This window comes from Chthoniobacterales bacterium, from assembly GCA_036569045.1.
Taxonomy (GTDB): domain Bacteria; phylum Verrucomicrobiota; class Verrucomicrobiia; order Chthoniobacterales; family JAATET01; genus JAATET01.
In genome coordinates, this window is the sequence record DATCRI010000041.1 from 1 (window position 1) to 17,140 (window position 17,140).

A 17,140-nucleotide genomic window follows, 5' to 3' on the forward strand; every position below is an offset into this window, starting at 1 on the left:
CAAGCGTCCGGAAATATTCGCTGTGACGGCGCAGCGCCTTGCCGCGATCCGCGCCGAGCCTGGCGTCGGCCATTTGCCGAATCGGCTCGAGCATGTCGAAGCGAATTCCGCCCGCCTTCTCGGTCGCGTGAATCAGCGAACAGGTCAGCAGATAATGGATGTAGCCCAGCGCGAGCTCGTGGCTGATGCCATTGATCTCGGCGGCGGTCTTCGCGGTCCACCCGCCGGAGAACAGGCTGAGGGTCAGGAAAAACTTGGCGATGTCCGGCGGCAGCAGCCGTCGGCTCCAGTCGAAGATCGCTTCGAGCGTGCGCTGCCCTTGCAACGAATCCGAGGCGAGCATCGCAAAATTTTCGCGGAGGGCCTCGACGAGTTCGCCTGCGGTAAACACCTTCATCTGGGCGGCGGCGAGTTCGAGTGCGAGCGGCATGCCATCGAGGAGGCGGCACACCTCGGCCACCTTGACGATCTCGGACGCATCGAGCGAAGCCTCGGAACGCACCTGCCCCACCCGCTCGAGGAAGAGCTGGACGCAATCGAACTTCTTGAGAATGTCCGGGTTCGTCTCCGCCGTCGGAGGAACCGCCAGCGTCGAGCAATGGAATTTGCGTTCGCCGGCAAGCCCCAGCGAGGACCGCGACGTCACCAGGAGCCTCAACGCAGGGACCTTCGCAAGCAGATGGTGCACGATCAATGCGCCTTCCCCAAGGAACTGCTCGAAGTTGTCGAGCACCAGCAAGGTGGGCGTTTCCCCGAGGAGCTGATCGATCTGCTCCATCGGATTTTTCGTGCTGTCAGGCTTCGCCCCCAGAGCGAGAAGCACCGCGTGCGGAATCGCCTCCGCCTTCGTCACCTCGACGAGCGGAACGAAAACGACTCCGTGATCATAGGCGCCGAGCAATCGCCGCGCGACCGCAAGCGCCATCCGCGTCTTGCCGATGCCGCCCGGCCCCGTGAGCGTGACGAGGCGCACGCTGGAGTTTTTCCGGCGAAGAATCCCTTCGATCTCCGCCAGCTCCGCGGCGCGCCCGAAGAAAGGATCGCGATTCTCCGGCAGGTTGTGGCGACGCGCGTGGCCAACCTTCAGCGGCGGGAAGGTTTTCGACGTGCCTGCAGGATCCAGTTGGAAAAGCGGCTCCGCCTTCTTGAATCCCCGCAAATGATAGGTTCCGAGCGAGGTCAGCCCGATATCCTCGGCTCCGGCAACAGCTTCCTGAAGCGACCCCATGGTGAGGACCTGCCCGCCATGGCAGGCCGCCACGAGGCGCGATGTCTGATGCACGGCGCGGCCGCGATACTGGCCGTCACGGAATTCCGCGTCCGCCAGATGAAGGGCCATCCGCACCCGAGGCATGCCAATTTCCGGGGTCCAGTCCGCGGCCGCGAGCCGGGCCTGCATGGCGATCGCCGCGCGAACGGCCTCGATCGGCACGTCGAAGGCAAACCACAGGCCATCGCCCGCGTCCTGAAATTCACGCCCTCCCCTCTCGAGGGCGACATCCCGCAGGATCTCGTGATGAAGACGCAACGTCTCTACATAACGCTCCGGAGATTTCTCCAGGAGAAGCGTGGACTCTTCAATGTCCGTAAAAAGCAGAGTTGTTTTCCCCATCGTCAATCGCCCAGCCCTCGTTTCGTTTCAGAACGAAAGGCACTTCTGCCGAATTTCCTGTCGTAAGAAAAGCCCATCCAATCTCTCGAGAACAGAATCCCCCGCACGGAGAATCACGCGGTCGATAAAGAGGGATCCTGTTTCAGGATTTGGAATGTGTGTTTTATTTTCCACCACAGAAACAGTTGTCTGGTATTTATCTGGAATCGATCCCCTGTCAATTCACGAAATGCGCTGCCGCCGAATTTCCCGCATTTTGGTCTGAATGAGGAATTCGTAGATCGCAAGCATGGCGGTGTAGGTGAAACCTGGTCGACCTTCGAGAAATCCGCCACGAAGCAGGTAGGTGTAAGTGAAGCGAATCAGCGGCCAGAACGGAATCCGACTGACCAGCGGTTTCAGCGCCTTGTTGCGGAGCGAGGCGTTCCGGGTGAAAACGTCCCTGATCCCGCCGGATGCCGCCAGCCGATCGCGCGCCTCCAGCGAGGAATAGCGATTGTGCCGATCAATCCAGGCGCTCCATCCCTTACTGAATCCGAAATGCAAATAAGGCTCGCGGATCCAATCGAGTCGGCCCTGCACTTCGCCCTCCTTCTGGCCGTGACCGGCGTCGATGAATCGCACCCGCCCATTTCGCACCAACCGAAGCTGCCATTTGGGAAAGTTGTCCGCGCGTTTCAGCCAGACATCGTCGAGCATCATCTTCCAGCAGCAATAGTATCCCGCCACCTCGGCGGGAGCCTCCGTCATCGCTGCCACCACTGCGGCCTTGAACTCGGGCGTCGCGACTTCGTCAGCGTCGAGGAAGAGCGTCCAGCCGTGAGGAAGGCGGTCGAGAGCCCAGTTGCGCTGCTTGCCGAAGGATTCGAAGGGATGCTCCCAGACGGTGACGCCGTGCTCGGCGGCGATGGCCAGGGTGCGATCGGTGCTGCCGGAATCGAGCACCACCAGGGTGCCCAGCCCCGCTAGAGCCGCCAGACAATTCGGCAGGTCCCGCTCCTCGTTCTTGGTCAGAACAACGATTGTGAGATCATCCATGGATTTTCCGAACTTCCTTCCTGTATTTCTTTAACCCTCGATCAGCGGGCGGGGTTTCCCTTTACGGTGACTCCCGGAGCCACGTTTTTTGTGACAACGGAACAGGCCCCAACGATCGCCCGTTCTCCGATTCGCACGCCTGGCATGATGAAAGCCCGGGCTCCCAGAAAAACATCCGCGCCAATGTGAATCGGCGCCGTTTGCAGGGGAATCGATGGCAGCGAAAGATCGTGCGTGCCGGTGCACAGGTAGGCCTCCTGCCCAATGACGGCGCGACGCTCGATGATGACCGGGCCGAGGTTGTAGACATTCGTCCGGTCGCCGATGCTGGCCTCCGCCCCAAGCGTGAGGTTCCACGGGATCTGGATCCGAGCCCGTTGATGCACGAATGGCGTTCCCTCGATCTGCGCGCCGAAGGTCTTCAGCACGAGCAATCGCCATTTGTAGAAGGGCTTGGGAGTCCAGATGCAAAGAGCCATCCAGACATATTCCCAGGCGAGAAGGCCGAGCCGTTGGCGCAAAGTCCATGGGGAGGCCCCGCGAGAGACGGCGGATTGATCGTGCGTCGTCAGCGCCATGATACCTCTGCCTCGAAGATGGGATGCAAATCGGAGAAACTCACCGGGTGGATTTTTCAGGCGTCGTTTCCAGAAGGCTCAGGAAGTCGTTCTCGTATTGGGTGGCGACATTCTTGAGCGAATAAGTTTCGGCGACCTCGAGGCATTTTTGCTGAACCGGGCGCAATCCCTCCCCAAGCAGCGAGACCTTGTTCAGGACCGCCGCGAGATTGTCGGTGGGGTTGGGCGCGAGCTCGAACGTGAATCCATTCACGCCGTCCTCGAGGTAATCGGCGAAGCATTTGAGATTCGACACGATCGGAACGCAACCGCTGGCCATCGCTTCGACGGGCGTGAGCGGGGATGCCTCTCCCTTGGCCGCGATCGAAGGATAAACCAGCACGTGGGAACTGCTGTAATAGGCCTGCAGTTCCTGCGAGGTGAAAACCGGCGCGCACCATTCGATGGCGCTTCCGAGAGGAGCCGCCCGCTCCCGCAGGCTCCGGCCATATTCCTCGCCGCCCCCCCCACAATGCTGGGCATCCGGCCCGACGATACGCAATCGCGTCGGGATCCTGGTCATGGCCAGGAACTTCTCGAAGGCTTCCAGCAGGATCTCGATTCCCTTCTCGGGATGAATGCGCCCGATGTAAACGATCTCGAAGCGCTCCGGGGTGCGAACGGGAACGGACTCGGGAATTTCGAAGTCGAAAGGCAGCGAATTCGGAATCATCCGCGCGATCGGTTCCACCTCCGGGGTCTGTTCGACCACCGCATCCTTGATGACGTTCGAGACCGACTGGAGCCGCGCGACATGCCGGTAGAGCGCCATTTGCCGGCGGGGAAAACGCGCAATGTGGACGTAGATCTTGCCCCGCGAGCGACGGCGCTCCAGCACGGGCAGCCAGAACGTATTCGTCACGAGGATGTCGGCGGGAGGCAGCCGCGGCACGACCTGCAGGCTGTAGAGCAGGTCGAAGAAATTCGTCCCGAGCATGCTCTTCGGTCGATCGAAACTCGGGACGCGGCGATGCGTCACGCCATCGATGACTTCGAGATTCGGCAGGCGGGTATCGCAGCGGGAGAAATGGGTGACCTCATGCCCGCGGGAAACGAATTCCTTGCCCAGCCCGAACCAGACTTTCTCGATGGCCCCGCCATTGAGCGGCGGAACGGGAAAATAGGGCCCTTGAACGATGGTTATTTTCATGACGGCAAAATGGCGGTTCGGGCAGGCGCAACTTCCCGAATCAATTCGAGGAGGGTGTCGGCCGCGGCGTCGATGTGAAACCGCTGGCGGAAGCATTTCACGGCGTTTTCGGCCATGCCGGACTTGTCGACGGGAGATAGCAGGGTCCATCGGGAAAGCATCTTGAGCGTCCCCTCCTCGGTATCGGCTTCCACCAGACCGGCGGCATCGCTTTCGATCTCGCGCCAGATATTGACCTTGTTCGAGATCAGCACGGGCTTTGCGCAGGCCAGGGCCTCGACCACGGCGATGCCAAAGTTCTCCTGGTGACTCGGGAGGACAAACGCCTCGCTCCGGCGAAACGCGCCCCATTTGAGATCTCCCCGCAGCATCGGCAGAAAATGCACCACGGGAGCAGATCCTCCGGGGACGTCCTTCCCGTTCCCGATTTCGAGACCGAGGGAACGGGCCAGGGATTTCAATTCGGCGAGGTAAGCCTCCGAGAACGGCGGTCCCGCGATCACGAGCGGTGCGACGTTTTTCGAGTCGGATTTCGTGAGGGCGGCATATCCGCGCAAGAGCAGATCCACGCCCTTCTTTTCGTGCAGACGGCTCAGGAAGAGCAGGAACGGCTTTTTCGTCAGCGCCGGATATTCGCCGTCAAAGGCCGCGCATTGCGTCGCCACGTCCTCCGGCGGACTGACGATGCCGAGCCCGACCACCCGCTCCGTGCAGCGATAGGGTCGAAACGTATCGCGCGCCAGCAATCGCTCCTCCTCGCAGGTGAAGCACACCGCGGCCGCGTCGCGAATGACGTGGTTTTCGAACAACGCCCAGTAAATCGCCTTCTTCAAGTGCTTCGCGGGATAATGCGTCTTGAACCAGGGGTCCAGCATCCCGTGCGGATACACGAGGTAGGGGCAATTTCCGCGTAGCGTCCACCAGACAGCCAGCCCGGGAAACTTCCACAGGCCATTGATGATCACAATGTCATAGGTCGCGCGGTTCTTTCTGAGCCACGAGGCCAGCGTGCGACTGAAGGCAAACCCGCCGGCATTCCCGCCAAGGCCGTGCCAGGTGCCGGCAGTGGTTTGCAGCCAGGGAGCTGTCGGCGGATCGAGCGTCACGACGGAAACCTCATGCCCGCGGGCCTCGTGCGCGTCCACGAGGTTTCGAATGGCCTCGACGGGGCCTCCGGCCGATGGATCGGCCGAGTCGATGACATGCAGGATTTTCATGCGGGCAACCGAAGATCGCCGCCCGCGGAATGGCTGCAGGAAATTGTGTTCAAGCAGTCGCCCGTTGATTCCATTTGCTGATCACCTGATCGTAAAGGCTGAGGTAGGACTCCACCATCGCCTCCTGCGAGTATTTGGCGCCATTGACGAGCCCCCGCCGGACCATTCCATCGCGGTCGTGCAGGCCCTCCACGACGATTTTCGCTGCCGCCACGGGATCCTTGGGGTCGAAGAATTTTGCGGCGTCCGCGCCGATCTCGGACATCGGACTGGCGTTCGTCGTGAAAACAGGGCAGCCGGAAATCTGAGCCTCGATGAGCGGCCACCCGAAGCCTTCCGCGAGAGACGGAAAAAGCAGGGCCTCGGCGCTCGCATAAAGGGCGTTCAATTGCTCGCACGTGACTTCGCCAACGTAGAAGACATCGCCCTCCAGGCCGAGGGCCTTGATCTTTTCCTCGTTCTCGGCCGTGTGGGGCTTCCCCGCGATCACGAGAACGCGGCGAACGGGACTGATCTTTTTGATCTCGGCGAAGATATCGAGCAGGCCGCCGCGGTTTTTATACCACTGGGTCCCGCCCACATGGAAAAGGAAGCGGACCGGCGGCTCGAGTTTCACGATCCGCCAGAGCGGAGCGAGCAGGGTCTCGATTTCATCCGGAGGGAGCACGTGATACGGGTAGTTGAGCGCGTGGGGAATGACCGCCGTGTGCCCGGCATCGAGCTCAGCCACACGCTGAATTTCCCTCTCGGTCTGGGTGGAGACGCACGCCACCATCCCGCTTTTTTTGAGACTGCTGAGAATCCAGTTCTGAAAAATCCGGCCCGACCACTTCGTGCGATTCTCGGGGATTTCGTTGAGAGCGCTGCGGATGGCGAGCGCGTCGTGGCAGGTGACCACGTGGGGCTGATCCAGCACACAACTCACGTAGGAGGCGTTGCCGTGGTCGACGATATGGTAGATCACCGGCGGATTGGACTCGCGCGCGGCGCGCGCATTTTCCAGCCGGGCGAGCCGGGAGAGCGAGTGCGGGAACAGAAGGAATTTATCGATGTAGGCGATCCACTTCACCAGCGCGTTGGGAAGGCGAGGCATTGCCGAAAGCACCGTTGCCCGCGGGCGAATCCGCGCGACCGGAACGCCGCGGGCCTTCAGGGAATCGAAAAGCATGTCCCCGTAGCGCAGGATGCTCTCCTGACGGTCCGGAAGAAAGTTGCAGATAAGAACGACCCGATACGGATGCTTGTGAGCGTCCGTCATTCTCGAGGTAGAGAAGGCGGGCAGGAAATCGGAAGGCGTCATAAACTTAAGTCGTCACCGCGGGCAAAGGCTCGGCAATGGTGGTCTTCGAGGAAACCTTCGGCGAACGACAGGCAGCGAGAGCCAGCCCCGCCTGAAAGCAGGCAAACCCCTGCACGTTCGTCACGCCCCACTGCCCCTGAATCAAATTCACAATGCAGGAGCTGAGTAACAGGATCGGAAGGAACTCTCCAGCGAGAAGCGCCTGGAGCGATTTCCACCCCACGATACCCGCGAGCCAGCAGCGAAACAGGATCAACGCGCCACCCAGCAACGCGCCACTTTCCCAGATCAGCCGGCCCCATTCGCCCTCCGCACCAAGGAACACGCGCTGCCCCATCGTCAACTGCGCGCCGACGCTCGTTCCGAGTCCGCTGCCATTTCCAAACAGCGGAGTGCGTTCCATGATCTCGAAAGCCGCGCCAGCGTCACCGGTCAATCGCGAGGTCACGAAAGCCGTCTGGTTCGTCTGGTCGGGATTCGCATCGACGAAGCGCTGGTCGAGCTGCCCCTGTCCCTCCTTGTAGAAACTGGTGTGCTGAAGCACCAGGAACGCGGCGCCGATTGCCAGACACGCGGCCAGCACCCCGCCGACGCCCTTGCCACGCACGACCGTGGCGCCGACCGCGGCTGCCACGACGACCGCGACGGACATGACCGCAAGACGGCTGCCGGAGACGGCCATGGAGCCCATCACCGCAGGCAACGCGGCCATTCGCAACCACAGCGGATAGCGCCCTTTCTGAATGAAGCTATATGCGAGAAATGCGGCGACGAAGGCGAGGAAGATAGCCGTGCCGGTCACGAACGGAAACGTCGCCGATGGCCGCACCGTATCGTAATGAGTGTTAAAGGCGCCCTTGTTGATCCAGGCATCCTGCGGAGACCGGAATTGATAGACAATCAGCGCCGCCATCGGCACGGAGATCAGCAGCAGCCAGCGACCGATCTTGATGACGTCCGAACGGTCAAACACCCGGCCGATGACAAACACCAGCGGCACGTGCAGGAAGTTCACCCGCATTCCAAAGACGCCGACCACGACCGGACATTCCGCAAAGATCGTGAAGACGACGCACAGGAAGGCCAGCAGGACCCCGACCATGATGAAGCCGTTGCGAGGAAAGACGCCTCGCTGCATCGCGAGGAGATAGATGACCACGACAATCGGATCCCGCACGAGCAACAGGACGGTATCCAGACTCGGGACAAGCCACTTCCGGAGTGCGCCCTCGAAGAGCAGCAACCAGAAATAGATCCAGATGAGTCGCTTGATATTCGCCATTTAGCTGACCACCGGGGTTGGCTCCGTCTCCCCCACCCGCACGGTGGTTTCCGAGAGGCTCGACTGCTCGCAGCAATCGAGAATTTGTTGAATCTGAGCTCCTCGCTCGAAGTCGGGCTGATCGTTCACTCCACTTCGGATGCTCGAGAGGAAGCGCCGGTAGTTCGTCGGGGTGCGGGGGCAGCGGACTTTCTGCCAACGGGCGCTCTTCAAGCGGGGGCCATTGCACAGCCAGAGGTGATTCTTCGACGCGTCGAGATCGATCAGAATGCTGCCTCGTTCGCCGAAAATGCGCAGTCGGAGCGAGTTTTTGTGGCCGGTCCCCCATCGCGTGGTGTGAATCACGCCGAGCGCTCCGTTCTGGAATTCGATATGCAGCACCGCGCTGTCGTTGGCCTCGAAATCGTAGTCTCCGACCGGGGCTCCCTTGAGATCCCCAAAGCTGGTCAGGCGACAATTCACCTTCGCGACATCACCGACGGGATAGGAAGCGAAGTCGATAACGTGAATCCCGAGATCGCTGAGCACGCCTTTGCTGCCGTGTCGATTCGAGAGGCGCCAGAGATTGGTTTCGTCATTCCGCCAGTCGGAGCTGCCCAGCCAATCCTGCAAATAGCTCGCCTCGACATGAATGACCGGCCCGATCGCCCCGCTCTGGACGAGTTCCCGGGCCTTGTGAATCGCGGGCATGGCTCGATACGAGAAGTTGACCATGTTGATGACGCCGGCTTTGCGCGCAACCTCGGCGAGCTGAAAGGCCTCCGGCGCGCTCAGGGCGAGCGGCTTTTCGCAGAATACGTGCTTGCCTTGGCGAAGCGCCTCGAGGGCCAGCGGGACGTGGCTGGCATCCGTCGTCACGATGCTCACGGCATCGACCTTCACTCCGTCCAGCAGTTCGTCCAGCGACGAGAAGACCCGCGAAACGCCGTAGCGCCGGGCGACGGCGGCCGCCTTGATCGGAGAGCTGTCGGCCACGGCGACGAGCGCACATCCCGGCTGGCCACGAAACATCCGGGCCTGACGTGTGCCCATTACGCCGCAGCCGACAATACCGAGTTTGATGTCCGAGGCGGAGGGAGCTGGACGAAACTTCGAGCGTAGAGATTCAAGCATGATAGACGGAAACCGGCCCCCGGGCGGCGCGTGATGAGGCTCTGCGGAAATCGGCAAAAGTTCTCGCCTGATCGACGGCTGGCATCTGATTTTGCGAGTTCACTACTTCCCTTCGATCAACGCCCGTGCAGGCTGGCAGGTCGCACGAGAACCGTCGATCGGAACCACATCGAGATTGGACTGTTCGGAATGGCGACCGGACCGCGAATGCAGGAAAGGTCGCTCAACCATCAGAAAGAACACCCCGCCGGCGATTATGCTGGCCACGAGCAGGCACCCAAAAAGGACCGGCTCGAAACTGAGGAACGGCAGGGGCACCTTGCTCAGGAGCGCGGCGAGTCCGCTCTGAATCGGAGAGTGGATCAGATAGAGGCTGTAGGAGAACGCGCCCAGAGTGACGAGCAGCTTCGAGGACAGCAGACGCGTCCAGAACGAAGGTCGACCCAGCTCCTGATTCCGCACACAGGCGAGAATGAGGAGCTGGCAGCCGATCCCGACGAGGAAGTCGGGCAGGATCGTCACGAGGGGAGGAATCTCGCCATCTTGCTGGAGCACCCAGTGAGGATTCCACCGGATCAGGACATAGGATCCCACGAAAAAAGCGGTCGCCAGCCATCCGAAGGGCACCCGGGCGAGTCGGCCGGAGCCGTCACGGAAATTCACGGTCGCCGCGATCATCCCCATGGCGAACAGACCGATGAACCACGGGCAAGCGGCGCGAATCCCCGGGAAAATAATCGCCAGAGCAACTCCGAGGGCAATGCCGATCGCCAGAGCGCCACCGTTTCCCCATCGACGCCACGCTCCAAGCAACACCAATGGGAAAATGAAATAGATCTGCCATTCCGAAGCCACGCTCCACAATGGCCCGTTGATCGCGACAATGGTCTGAGGATCCAGATTGTGCACAAGCAACAGGTGCGTCACCCATGCTCGCACGTCGAAGAGTTCGCTCGCGGGCTTCATGCCCAGACTGACCGCCACGGCAAGTAACACGGCGCACAGGAACAAGACTGCGAAATAAGGCGGGAGCAGGCGCTTCGCTCGCCGGAAGATGAACTCGCGTAATCCGCCGCGGAGTTCGCCTGATTTCGCCACCGGCAGCATGAGGCAATACCCGGACAGCACAATGAAAAGCACGACGCCAAAATGCCCCTGGCGAAGCAGAAAAAGGGCCTCCGCACTCACGCCGGAAGCCTTGTCATCGAAGAGGACATAGGACAGTGCATGATACTGCATCACGTAAAACGCGGCGAGGCCGCGCATGCCGTCCAGGAAGGCGAGATGCGGCCGGGCTCCGCTGGTCATGACCGGAGAAGTGAAAGAGTCTGACCGGCGGCGGCTCGCTCGGCCGGGTGACGGGTCACCGCGGAAAATGGCAGGGAGATTCGTCATCGGGTTTTCCCTATTACGCTCTGGCTGACGATTCTTGCGGTTTCTGTGCGATATGCCGCCCAGGAAAGTGTCGCGGCCGTGCGCGCCGCAGCGTCTTTCATCGCCCGCAGGCGCTCGGGATCCGACGCCAGGATCTCCAGACGTTCGGCAATGGCCTCCTCCGACCGGATCGGCACGATGAACCCGTCCTCGCCATCGGTGAGCACATCCGGTCCTCCCGTGTGCGGCGTTGTGATGACCGTCATGCCCTGCGACATGGCCTCTAGCATGACGAGACCGAACCCCTCGAAGAGCGACGGGAAAACGAGGACGTCGTGCCGACGCATTTCCCCGAGCACCTCGGAGTGCGGGCAGGACGAAATCCAGCGGTGACGCCGAAGCGCAGCATCCAGCGGGCCGCACTCCCCGACTCCCCGGTTTCCAATGAGCGTCAGCTTCACGGCCGCACCGAGGCGTTCGCAGGCGCGCAAAAGATAGGAGGTGCCCTTGCGCTGCCCGAGGGAGCCCACAAACAAAACCCGCAAAGGTCCGACGCGCTTTTCATTCACCGGCGCTGCGGCCGATACCGGCGCGCCGTAGGGAACCACGTGCACGGCCGGGGGAGCATCCGGAGCGAGTTCCAGCGTGGCCTTCGTAAACGAGCTGGCCACCAGCACGCAATCGGCGAGGCGAATCTCCTCGTCCTTGCGAGCGAGCTTGTCCGCGCTATCGCTCAACCCGTCGAGCGTCGCGGCCCACTCGGGCTCGCGCTCCGCCTCCTCGAGAAAAATTTTTCGACCGGCCCGCCAGTAGGCAATGGGGAGATCGTAAATCCGCTTCAGGCCGAGCGCCTGCGCCGCGCGGAATGTCTCCAGCGAGCCGTCCTCGAAATTGTAAACAGCCTTCAGCCCGGCAGGCTGCCGGCGAATCCGAGCGGCTACGGCCCGATCGAGGTCGCGATAGACGCCGTCGACGGAACAAAGCCCGACCTCATGGCGGGTGAGACTGGAAATTTTCAGGCGCGAGGCGACGAACCGGCCAAGCTCGCACCAGGGGCGAGTGCGCACGAAGGGCGTGAGTTCCGGAGAAAGCTGGCGGCGGAGAAACTGCGCGCGAACGCCTCCCGGAAGCATGCGCATCACGGCGCTTTTTTCCGTCGGAGCGAGACAGGTCCAGAACTCGGAGAGCAGGCCGGCCTCGCGCAACCCCTCGGCGGCGTGCCGCACATTCGCGTTCCCGGTCGGATGTGAAAGGATCACCATGACTTCAGCGCACCAGCTCCGAAAAGACCTCGAGATACCGGCCAGCGATCACGTCGCCGCGATGCCGGTGCAAATGTTCCGGGGCGGCGGCGAGCAATGGCGGAATGGCCGAGGGATCACCAAGCAGCCGTTCCACGGCATTCGCCAGGGCATCGACATCGCCATTCGGGAAGGTCACGCCACACGCGCCAATCGCGTCCGCGAGGCCGCCATCCGCCGAGCCGATCACCGCGCATCCGCACCCGATTCCCTCGAGCGCCACGATGCCGAAAGGCTCCGCCCAGCGCGAGGGCACCACGAGAACGCGGTGCTGGTTCATGAGGCGGGCCAGCGCTTCGCCGCGATGCGGCCCCGCAAAGTGAACCTGCCCGGCGATTCCGAGCACGGCGGCCTGCGCCTTCAAGGGCTCGACCTCCGGGCCGACGCCGACGATGGTGAGATTCGGACGCTGTCCCTTCACGGCGAGTTTTCCGAGGGCGTCGAGCAGAAGGTCCGCACCCTTGTCGGAAACCACCCGCCCGACGAAAATGAGATCGCGATCCCGCGTGATTCCCTCGATCGGCCGATAGGTGTGGTGATCGTAGGGATTGGGGATCAGCACGCTGCGACCGGGAATCGTGTCCGCGATCGCCCGGCTGATCGCGACATTCCGTGGAATCAGTCGGGAGATCTGGGCTTTCGACCAGTGGAGCAGCGACGGCTTGGAATCCGTGCGCCGGATCCACGTCTGGTAGGCGATCACGATCTTTCGCTGCACGGGCAGCGCGGCGAGGAGCGTCTGGATGCTGATGTTGTTCTGGAAGAATACATCGCTCCATTGGGCAAGCTCCCGCACCTTGCCGGCCGAGGGTTGACGGGTCACCTGAAAGGGAAACGCGTCGGCGCCGTCGCCGGGAGTCTGCGTGATGAGGTGGACCTCGTGGCCCGCCTTGACGAACTCCTCCGCGAGGACATTGGAGATGACCTCGATGCCCCCGAGCATGGGAAGAAACGCGTGAGAGCCCAGCAGGATCTTCACGAGGCGGCGACCTCCGCAGCGACCGAAGTCGCGGTGGCTACGGAATTCCGCCGCGCGTTCAGATGCTTCGCCAGGCGCAGGGTCAGCGCCATGAGCGTGAACGTGGGATTGGAACTTCCCCCGCTCGGAAACACCGAACAGCTCGCCACGAAAAGGTTTTCCACGCCATGCACCCGCAGATCCGCATCGACGACTCCCTCGCGCTCCGAGGCACCAAAACGGGTGCCCCCCATCGAGTGGTAAGTGTCGTGGCTGTGGCTGATCGCGGCATCCATTCCCGCGGGAACGTCCTGCGGCCAGACCATTCCGGAGATCCCCTCGGCCGCAAAGATGCGCTTCAACTCACCCGCAAAGGTCGCCACGGTGCGCTTTTCGTCCGCGGAAACGCGCCAGTCGATCACGGCCTTCGGCATCCCGACGGCATCCACGCGATTCTCGAGGCGAATGCGATTGATTGCCGACGGCATTTGCTCCGTATCGATCTTGATCTGCACCTTCGCGCCCGGCGTCACGTAACGGCGCTGACGAAATTTCATGCCATACCAGGCCGAGGCGATGTCGACGGCGCCTCGCGGAAGCCCGAGAAGCAGTTTCCCTGGAGGCGTCAGCCACTCGCGCCGCTGGAGCGAGCGAAGCACCTGCCGGACGGCGCCGAGGCCCGATTCCTCCGGCTCCTCGAGCGCGATATGCGCCATCACGGCGAGCATTCCGTGGCGCGCCTGGAGTTCGGGCGAGGCCTCGAGCTTCGGAGTGTGCAGCGTGCCGTCGAAGAAATACGGGGCGAACCGGCGGAGCACCTCCGCCCGAGCCGGACCGGCAAGCGTGATGAACGGCACCGAGACATGATCGTGAAAATACCGGCCGACGAGATCGTTCCCGTTCCCAACGCCCCCAGGCTGGACGCTGCGGGACGCAAGCAGGAGGCGGCAGGTTTCGATCGTTCCCGCCGTGAGAATGAATTCCGAAGCGCGAAAGACAAACTCCCGGCCTTCGTAATCGCGAGCGGTCACGGACTGAACGGCATCGGCCGAATCGCGGAGTTCGATCGCGACCACGTTGGCGTGAAGGAAGACCGTGATCGAGCCGGATGCGAGACACTCGCGGCCGAGCGTGCGGGCGAGGTTGCGGCGGGAGAACGAAGCCCATTTCGAAAAGCGCAGCCGGATATCGGGCGAATTCAGGATCGTGGCGTGTCCCTTTGTCTTCAACAGATCGGCGGTGAAGGGCAGCGTGTTCACCCCCATCACATCCTGCACCTCGGCGTAATAGGATTCGATATCCGCGCGGGAGATCGGCCAGCCCGTGCCGCCAAGCGCGTCCCGCCCCTGAAACACTTCGTCGGGCAGCGGAAGCAACTGGCCGCCCCAGCGCGTGGAGGAGCCGCCGAAGACCCGGAAGCGCGCCTCGGTCGCGCCGGCGTAATTCGCCTCTGCCATCGCGACATTGTAGAGTTCCTGGCTGCGCTCCTCGAGATTTCCCCCACCCGCTTCGAGCAGGTTCACGGAGAATCCCAGTTTCGCCAGACGGGTCGCAAGGAGCAGCCCCGCCACCCCGGCGCCCACGATACAAACATCGCTCCGAAAATTCGTGCCTGCGGGCACGTCCTGAAGATCCGTTTTCATTTTTCCATTCGACCCTGCGTAGGGATTAAGGGCGTTCCGCCAACCGTGGCGAGACGCGATTTGTCATTTTTCTGCGCGCCGCAGTTCGTGAGGCGCTCGAGCGCAGCCGCGAGTTTTCGCGTGAGAATCGGCCAGTCGGCGTGCGCCCAATACCAGTCGTAGCCGCCGCGGGCGATGGTCCCTAGTCCGCCCGGCTTTTGGATCTGCGAAAGAATTCCGGCGATCGAGGATTTCTCGCCGGAGCACACGAGGATCTCGCGGCCTTCGGCGAGGATTTCCAAATCCCGGCCTTCCGGCAGCACGGGGATGGCTCCGTTGGCCAGCGCCGCCATGGAGGAGCCGGACTTGAAGAGCCAGCGGGACGGATAGAACGAGAGCAGCAAATCGGACTCCGCGAGGGCCTGGCCGGCGCGCTCCGGCGTGGCGTTCGACACGATGTGGATGCGTTCCTCGGGCAGAATTCCCCGCAGAATGCGCACCTCGTTGGAGGGGTCGTCGCCGGATCGGGCATCCTTCCCGATCACGTTCACCGCCTCCACCAGTCCGGCCTCGTGCAAGGCGGCAACGAGCCTGAGATGGCTCTTCAGCGAAATTTCGCGCTGGGTCGGCATTCCAAAAAGCGCGAGCCGCACCGGCCCGCCCTTGTGCCATTTGCGCGAATGGCCGGATTCCGAACCCATGTTGCAGGGCACCGGATGGAGAATGGTTTCCTTCCGTCGAAGAGCCTGCAATCGGCGCAACGCCAGCGGAACACTGGCCACCGACAGATCGCAGAGGTCGTGAAGCTCCCGCACGAGACGTCGCTGGATCCACCCGAGATAACATTCGCTCTTCCACGGCGGGCCCGAAGCCCACAGTTCGTGAAACACCACGATCAGTCGATGCGCGGGAGACGACTGCTTCCACGTCTTCATCGCCCGATTGATCCAGAATGGGATCCCGCGGTTGTGATAGCCATAGCCGACGTAGTGCAGCACGACCGTCTCCACGCCTTGAAGTCGCTCGAGCAGGCCGGCGACCGTCTGCTGCGACACCGCGGTAATTTCGAGCGACGTTCCGTCGGGAAAATCCCCGGACGACGCGCGCCACGCGGGATCTCCCACGAGGAAGCGACTCTCGATGCCACTTTCCTCCTGAAGATGCCGGCCGAGCATGCGGGCGTAGTCCCCCAGCCCGTCAAACTGCGGCCAAAAGCGCGGAACGATGTGCGTAATCTTCACGATGAATCAACTGGGGTTGGCCAACAGGCGCGCCTCCGAGACGCGCGCCGAGCGCTCCCTGCGCTGGTGAATGCAGAATCCGCTGAGGAAAAAATCGATTGTGACGCCGGCCCAGCCGAACGAGATCGGCAACCCGGCCGGGGCCGGGGAAGTCGGCGGAAGCTGCGGATCGGCGACGCCCTCCGCGGGGATAGCGGCAGTCGTGGCCTCCTCACTGGTCACGAACACATCCACTTTACCGGCAGATCCCTTGTCGAAGGCGCTGTCGACGAGGGCGCAGGCCCCGGGAAGATCCGGGCGATCAGACACCGTCAGGAGACGCAGCTTCCGTTCCCAAGAGGCATCCCGTTCGGCGATGGATTCCAGCAGCATCGTCGTCATTCCCCTATGCCCGGCCGTAGAAGCGCCCAATCGCTGAGGCGATGGTCACCGAGCATCGCAGTTTCCGGCGCGTCGCCGAATCGAGGAGATCGATCGGCGATTCGGTGTGCCGCATGAAAGCCTTGATCGCCAGCCCTGGGGGCACCCCCTTCAACGCCCTTCGAATGAATCCACCCTGCCAGGGCTTCGGCGTTCCAATCGCGTGAGACAGCAAGTAGCCGCCAGTGGCGAAATCCATCGATTCGCTGTGAGCCGCATTGACGGGTGTGTCGCACGCCATCAGAGCGATATTCAGGGCATCCTGGTCGGCACTATGAAAGAGCTCCCCGGCATCACCATGTTTGATGGCATCGACGCCGATCTCGGACTGGACGATCTCCACGATCTCGCGCCAGACGCCGAGGAAGTTTCGCTGGGATCGAGAAATGCCCACAAATCCCCCGCTGTAGTATCGATCTCGAGGGAAGTCGGCCGAGATTTTCCGAGCTGTCAGAAAGTCGCGCCAAGCCAGCCTCATCGGATGGCGCTCGGGCATCAAGGAATGAACGTCGTGAACCAGAGCGACTCCATCTCGGGGCCAGCGATTGAGCAAATGCCACGGTCCCTTAACAACGATATCGGGATCGATATAGATCGCTGCGTCACATTCCAGATCGAGTTCATCAAGAACCTGATCCAGAAAATAGGGTTTGAAATAGGTGAAATGCACCCCGGTTTTCAGCGGCACAAAGGCAATGGAAAAACCGTCGGCGATCTCGACATGATGAATGCCGGACTTCGGAGCGGCCGCCGGGTTGCCCCACGGGGGCAGGTCTCCGCGATAACCTGCCCAGAGAATGCCGCGGTAACCGGAGACAAAGAGCGAGTTCGCCAGCGCGCCAACGCCGAAATGGTAATGCCCCTCGAAGAGCGTGCAGACGACTGTCCTCATCGA

The 17,140-nt window shown here is 62.1% G+C and carries 15 protein-coding genes; all 15 read right to left on the minus strand.

The features are described from left to right. Positions 1 to 1,612 (minus strand): AAA family ATPase (locus tag VIM61_08135; GenBank protein HEY8900366.1); only part of this gene is annotated, 1,612 nt, incomplete at its 3' end. Positions 1,613 to 1,834: 222 nt separating this feature from the next. After that, positions 1,835 to 2,650 carry a glycosyltransferase family 2 protein gene (locus VIM61_08140; GenBank protein HEY8900367.1) on the minus strand — a complete coding sequence of 272 codons (816 nt, stop codon included), beginning with the start codon at positions 2,648 to 2,650 and terminating at the stop codon, positions 1,835 to 1,837. 41 nt (positions 2,651 to 2,691) lie between these two features. Continuing rightward, positions 2,692 to 3,129, minus strand: a complete 438-nt coding sequence (locus VIM61_08145; protein ID HEY8900368.1) for a DapH/DapD/GlmU-related protein — start codon at positions 3,127 to 3,129, stop codon at positions 2,692 to 2,694. Between the two features lie 139 nt (positions 3,130 to 3,268). Further along, the gene (locus VIM61_08150) at positions 3,269 to 4,417 is read right to left on the minus strand and encodes a glycosyltransferase family 4 protein (GenBank protein ID HEY8900369.1); all 1,149 of its coding nucleotides are present in this window, start codon (positions 4,415 to 4,417) and stop codon (positions 3,269 to 3,271) included. After that, positions 4,414 to 5,634: a glycosyltransferase gene (locus tag VIM61_08155; protein HEY8900370.1), complete on the minus strand. Its 1,221-nt coding sequence runs from the start codon at positions 5,632 to 5,634 to the stop codon at positions 4,414 to 4,416. Before VIM61_08155 ends, VIM61_08150 begins: the two co-directional genes overlap by 4 nt. A 49-nt stretch (positions 5,635 to 5,683) precedes the next feature. After that, complete coding sequence (locus VIM61_08160; protein HEY8900371.1) at positions 5,684 to 6,934, minus strand: glycosyltransferase; 1,251 nt, start codon at positions 6,932 to 6,934, stop codon at positions 5,684 to 5,686. A 4-nt stretch (positions 6,935 to 6,938) separates the two neighbouring features. After that, positions 6,939 to 8,216 (minus strand): hypothetical protein, encoded by a 1,278-nt coding sequence (locus VIM61_08165; protein HEY8900372.1) that lies wholly within the window; start codon positions 8,214 to 8,216, stop codon positions 6,939 to 6,941. Then, on the minus strand, positions 8,217 to 9,329 hold the full coding sequence (locus VIM61_08170; protein ID HEY8900373.1) for a Gfo/Idh/MocA family oxidoreductase: 1,113 nt from the start codon (positions 9,327 to 9,329) through the stop codon (positions 8,217 to 8,219). A gap of 102 nt (positions 9,330 to 9,431) precedes the next feature. Next, positions 9,432 to 10,637 carry an acyltransferase gene (locus VIM61_08175; protein ID HEY8900374.1) on the minus strand — a complete coding sequence of 402 codons (1,206 nt, stop codon included), beginning with the start codon at positions 10,635 to 10,637 and terminating at the stop codon, positions 9,432 to 9,434. Positions 10,638 to 10,720: 83 nt separating this feature from the next. Next, positions 10,721 to 11,965 carry a glycosyltransferase family 4 protein gene (locus tag VIM61_08180; protein HEY8900375.1) on the minus strand — a complete coding sequence of 415 codons (1,245 nt, stop codon included), beginning with the start codon at positions 11,963 to 11,965 and terminating at the stop codon, positions 10,721 to 10,723. 4 nt (positions 11,966 to 11,969) lie between these two features. Beyond that, positions 11,970 to 12,983, minus strand: coding sequence for a glycosyltransferase family 4 protein (locus tag VIM61_08185; GenBank protein HEY8900376.1), 1,014 nt, complete (start codon positions 12,981 to 12,983; stop codon positions 11,970 to 11,972). Next, positions 12,980 to 14,605, minus strand: coding sequence for a GMC family oxidoreductase (locus VIM61_08190; protein HEY8900377.1), 1,626 nt, complete (start codon positions 14,603 to 14,605; stop codon positions 12,980 to 12,982). The genes VIM61_08185 and VIM61_08190 overlap by 4 nt, the downstream gene beginning before the upstream one ends. Next, complete coding sequence (locus VIM61_08195; GenBank protein HEY8900378.1) at positions 14,602 to 15,825, minus strand: hypothetical protein; 1,224 nt, start codon at positions 15,823 to 15,825, stop codon at positions 14,602 to 14,604. Before VIM61_08195 ends, VIM61_08190 begins: the two co-directional genes overlap by 4 nt. A 6-nt stretch (positions 15,826 to 15,831) precedes the next feature. Further along, positions 15,832 to 16,206, minus strand: coding sequence for a hypothetical protein (locus VIM61_08200; GenBank protein HEY8900379.1), 375 nt, complete (start codon positions 16,204 to 16,206; stop codon positions 15,832 to 15,834). Between the two features lie 4 nt (positions 16,207 to 16,210). Then, positions 16,211 to 17,137: a hypothetical protein gene (locus VIM61_08205; GenBank protein ID HEY8900380.1), complete on the minus strand. Its 927-nt coding sequence runs from the start codon at positions 17,135 to 17,137 to the stop codon at positions 16,211 to 16,213. Positions 17,138 to 17,140 lie beyond the last annotated feature (3 nt).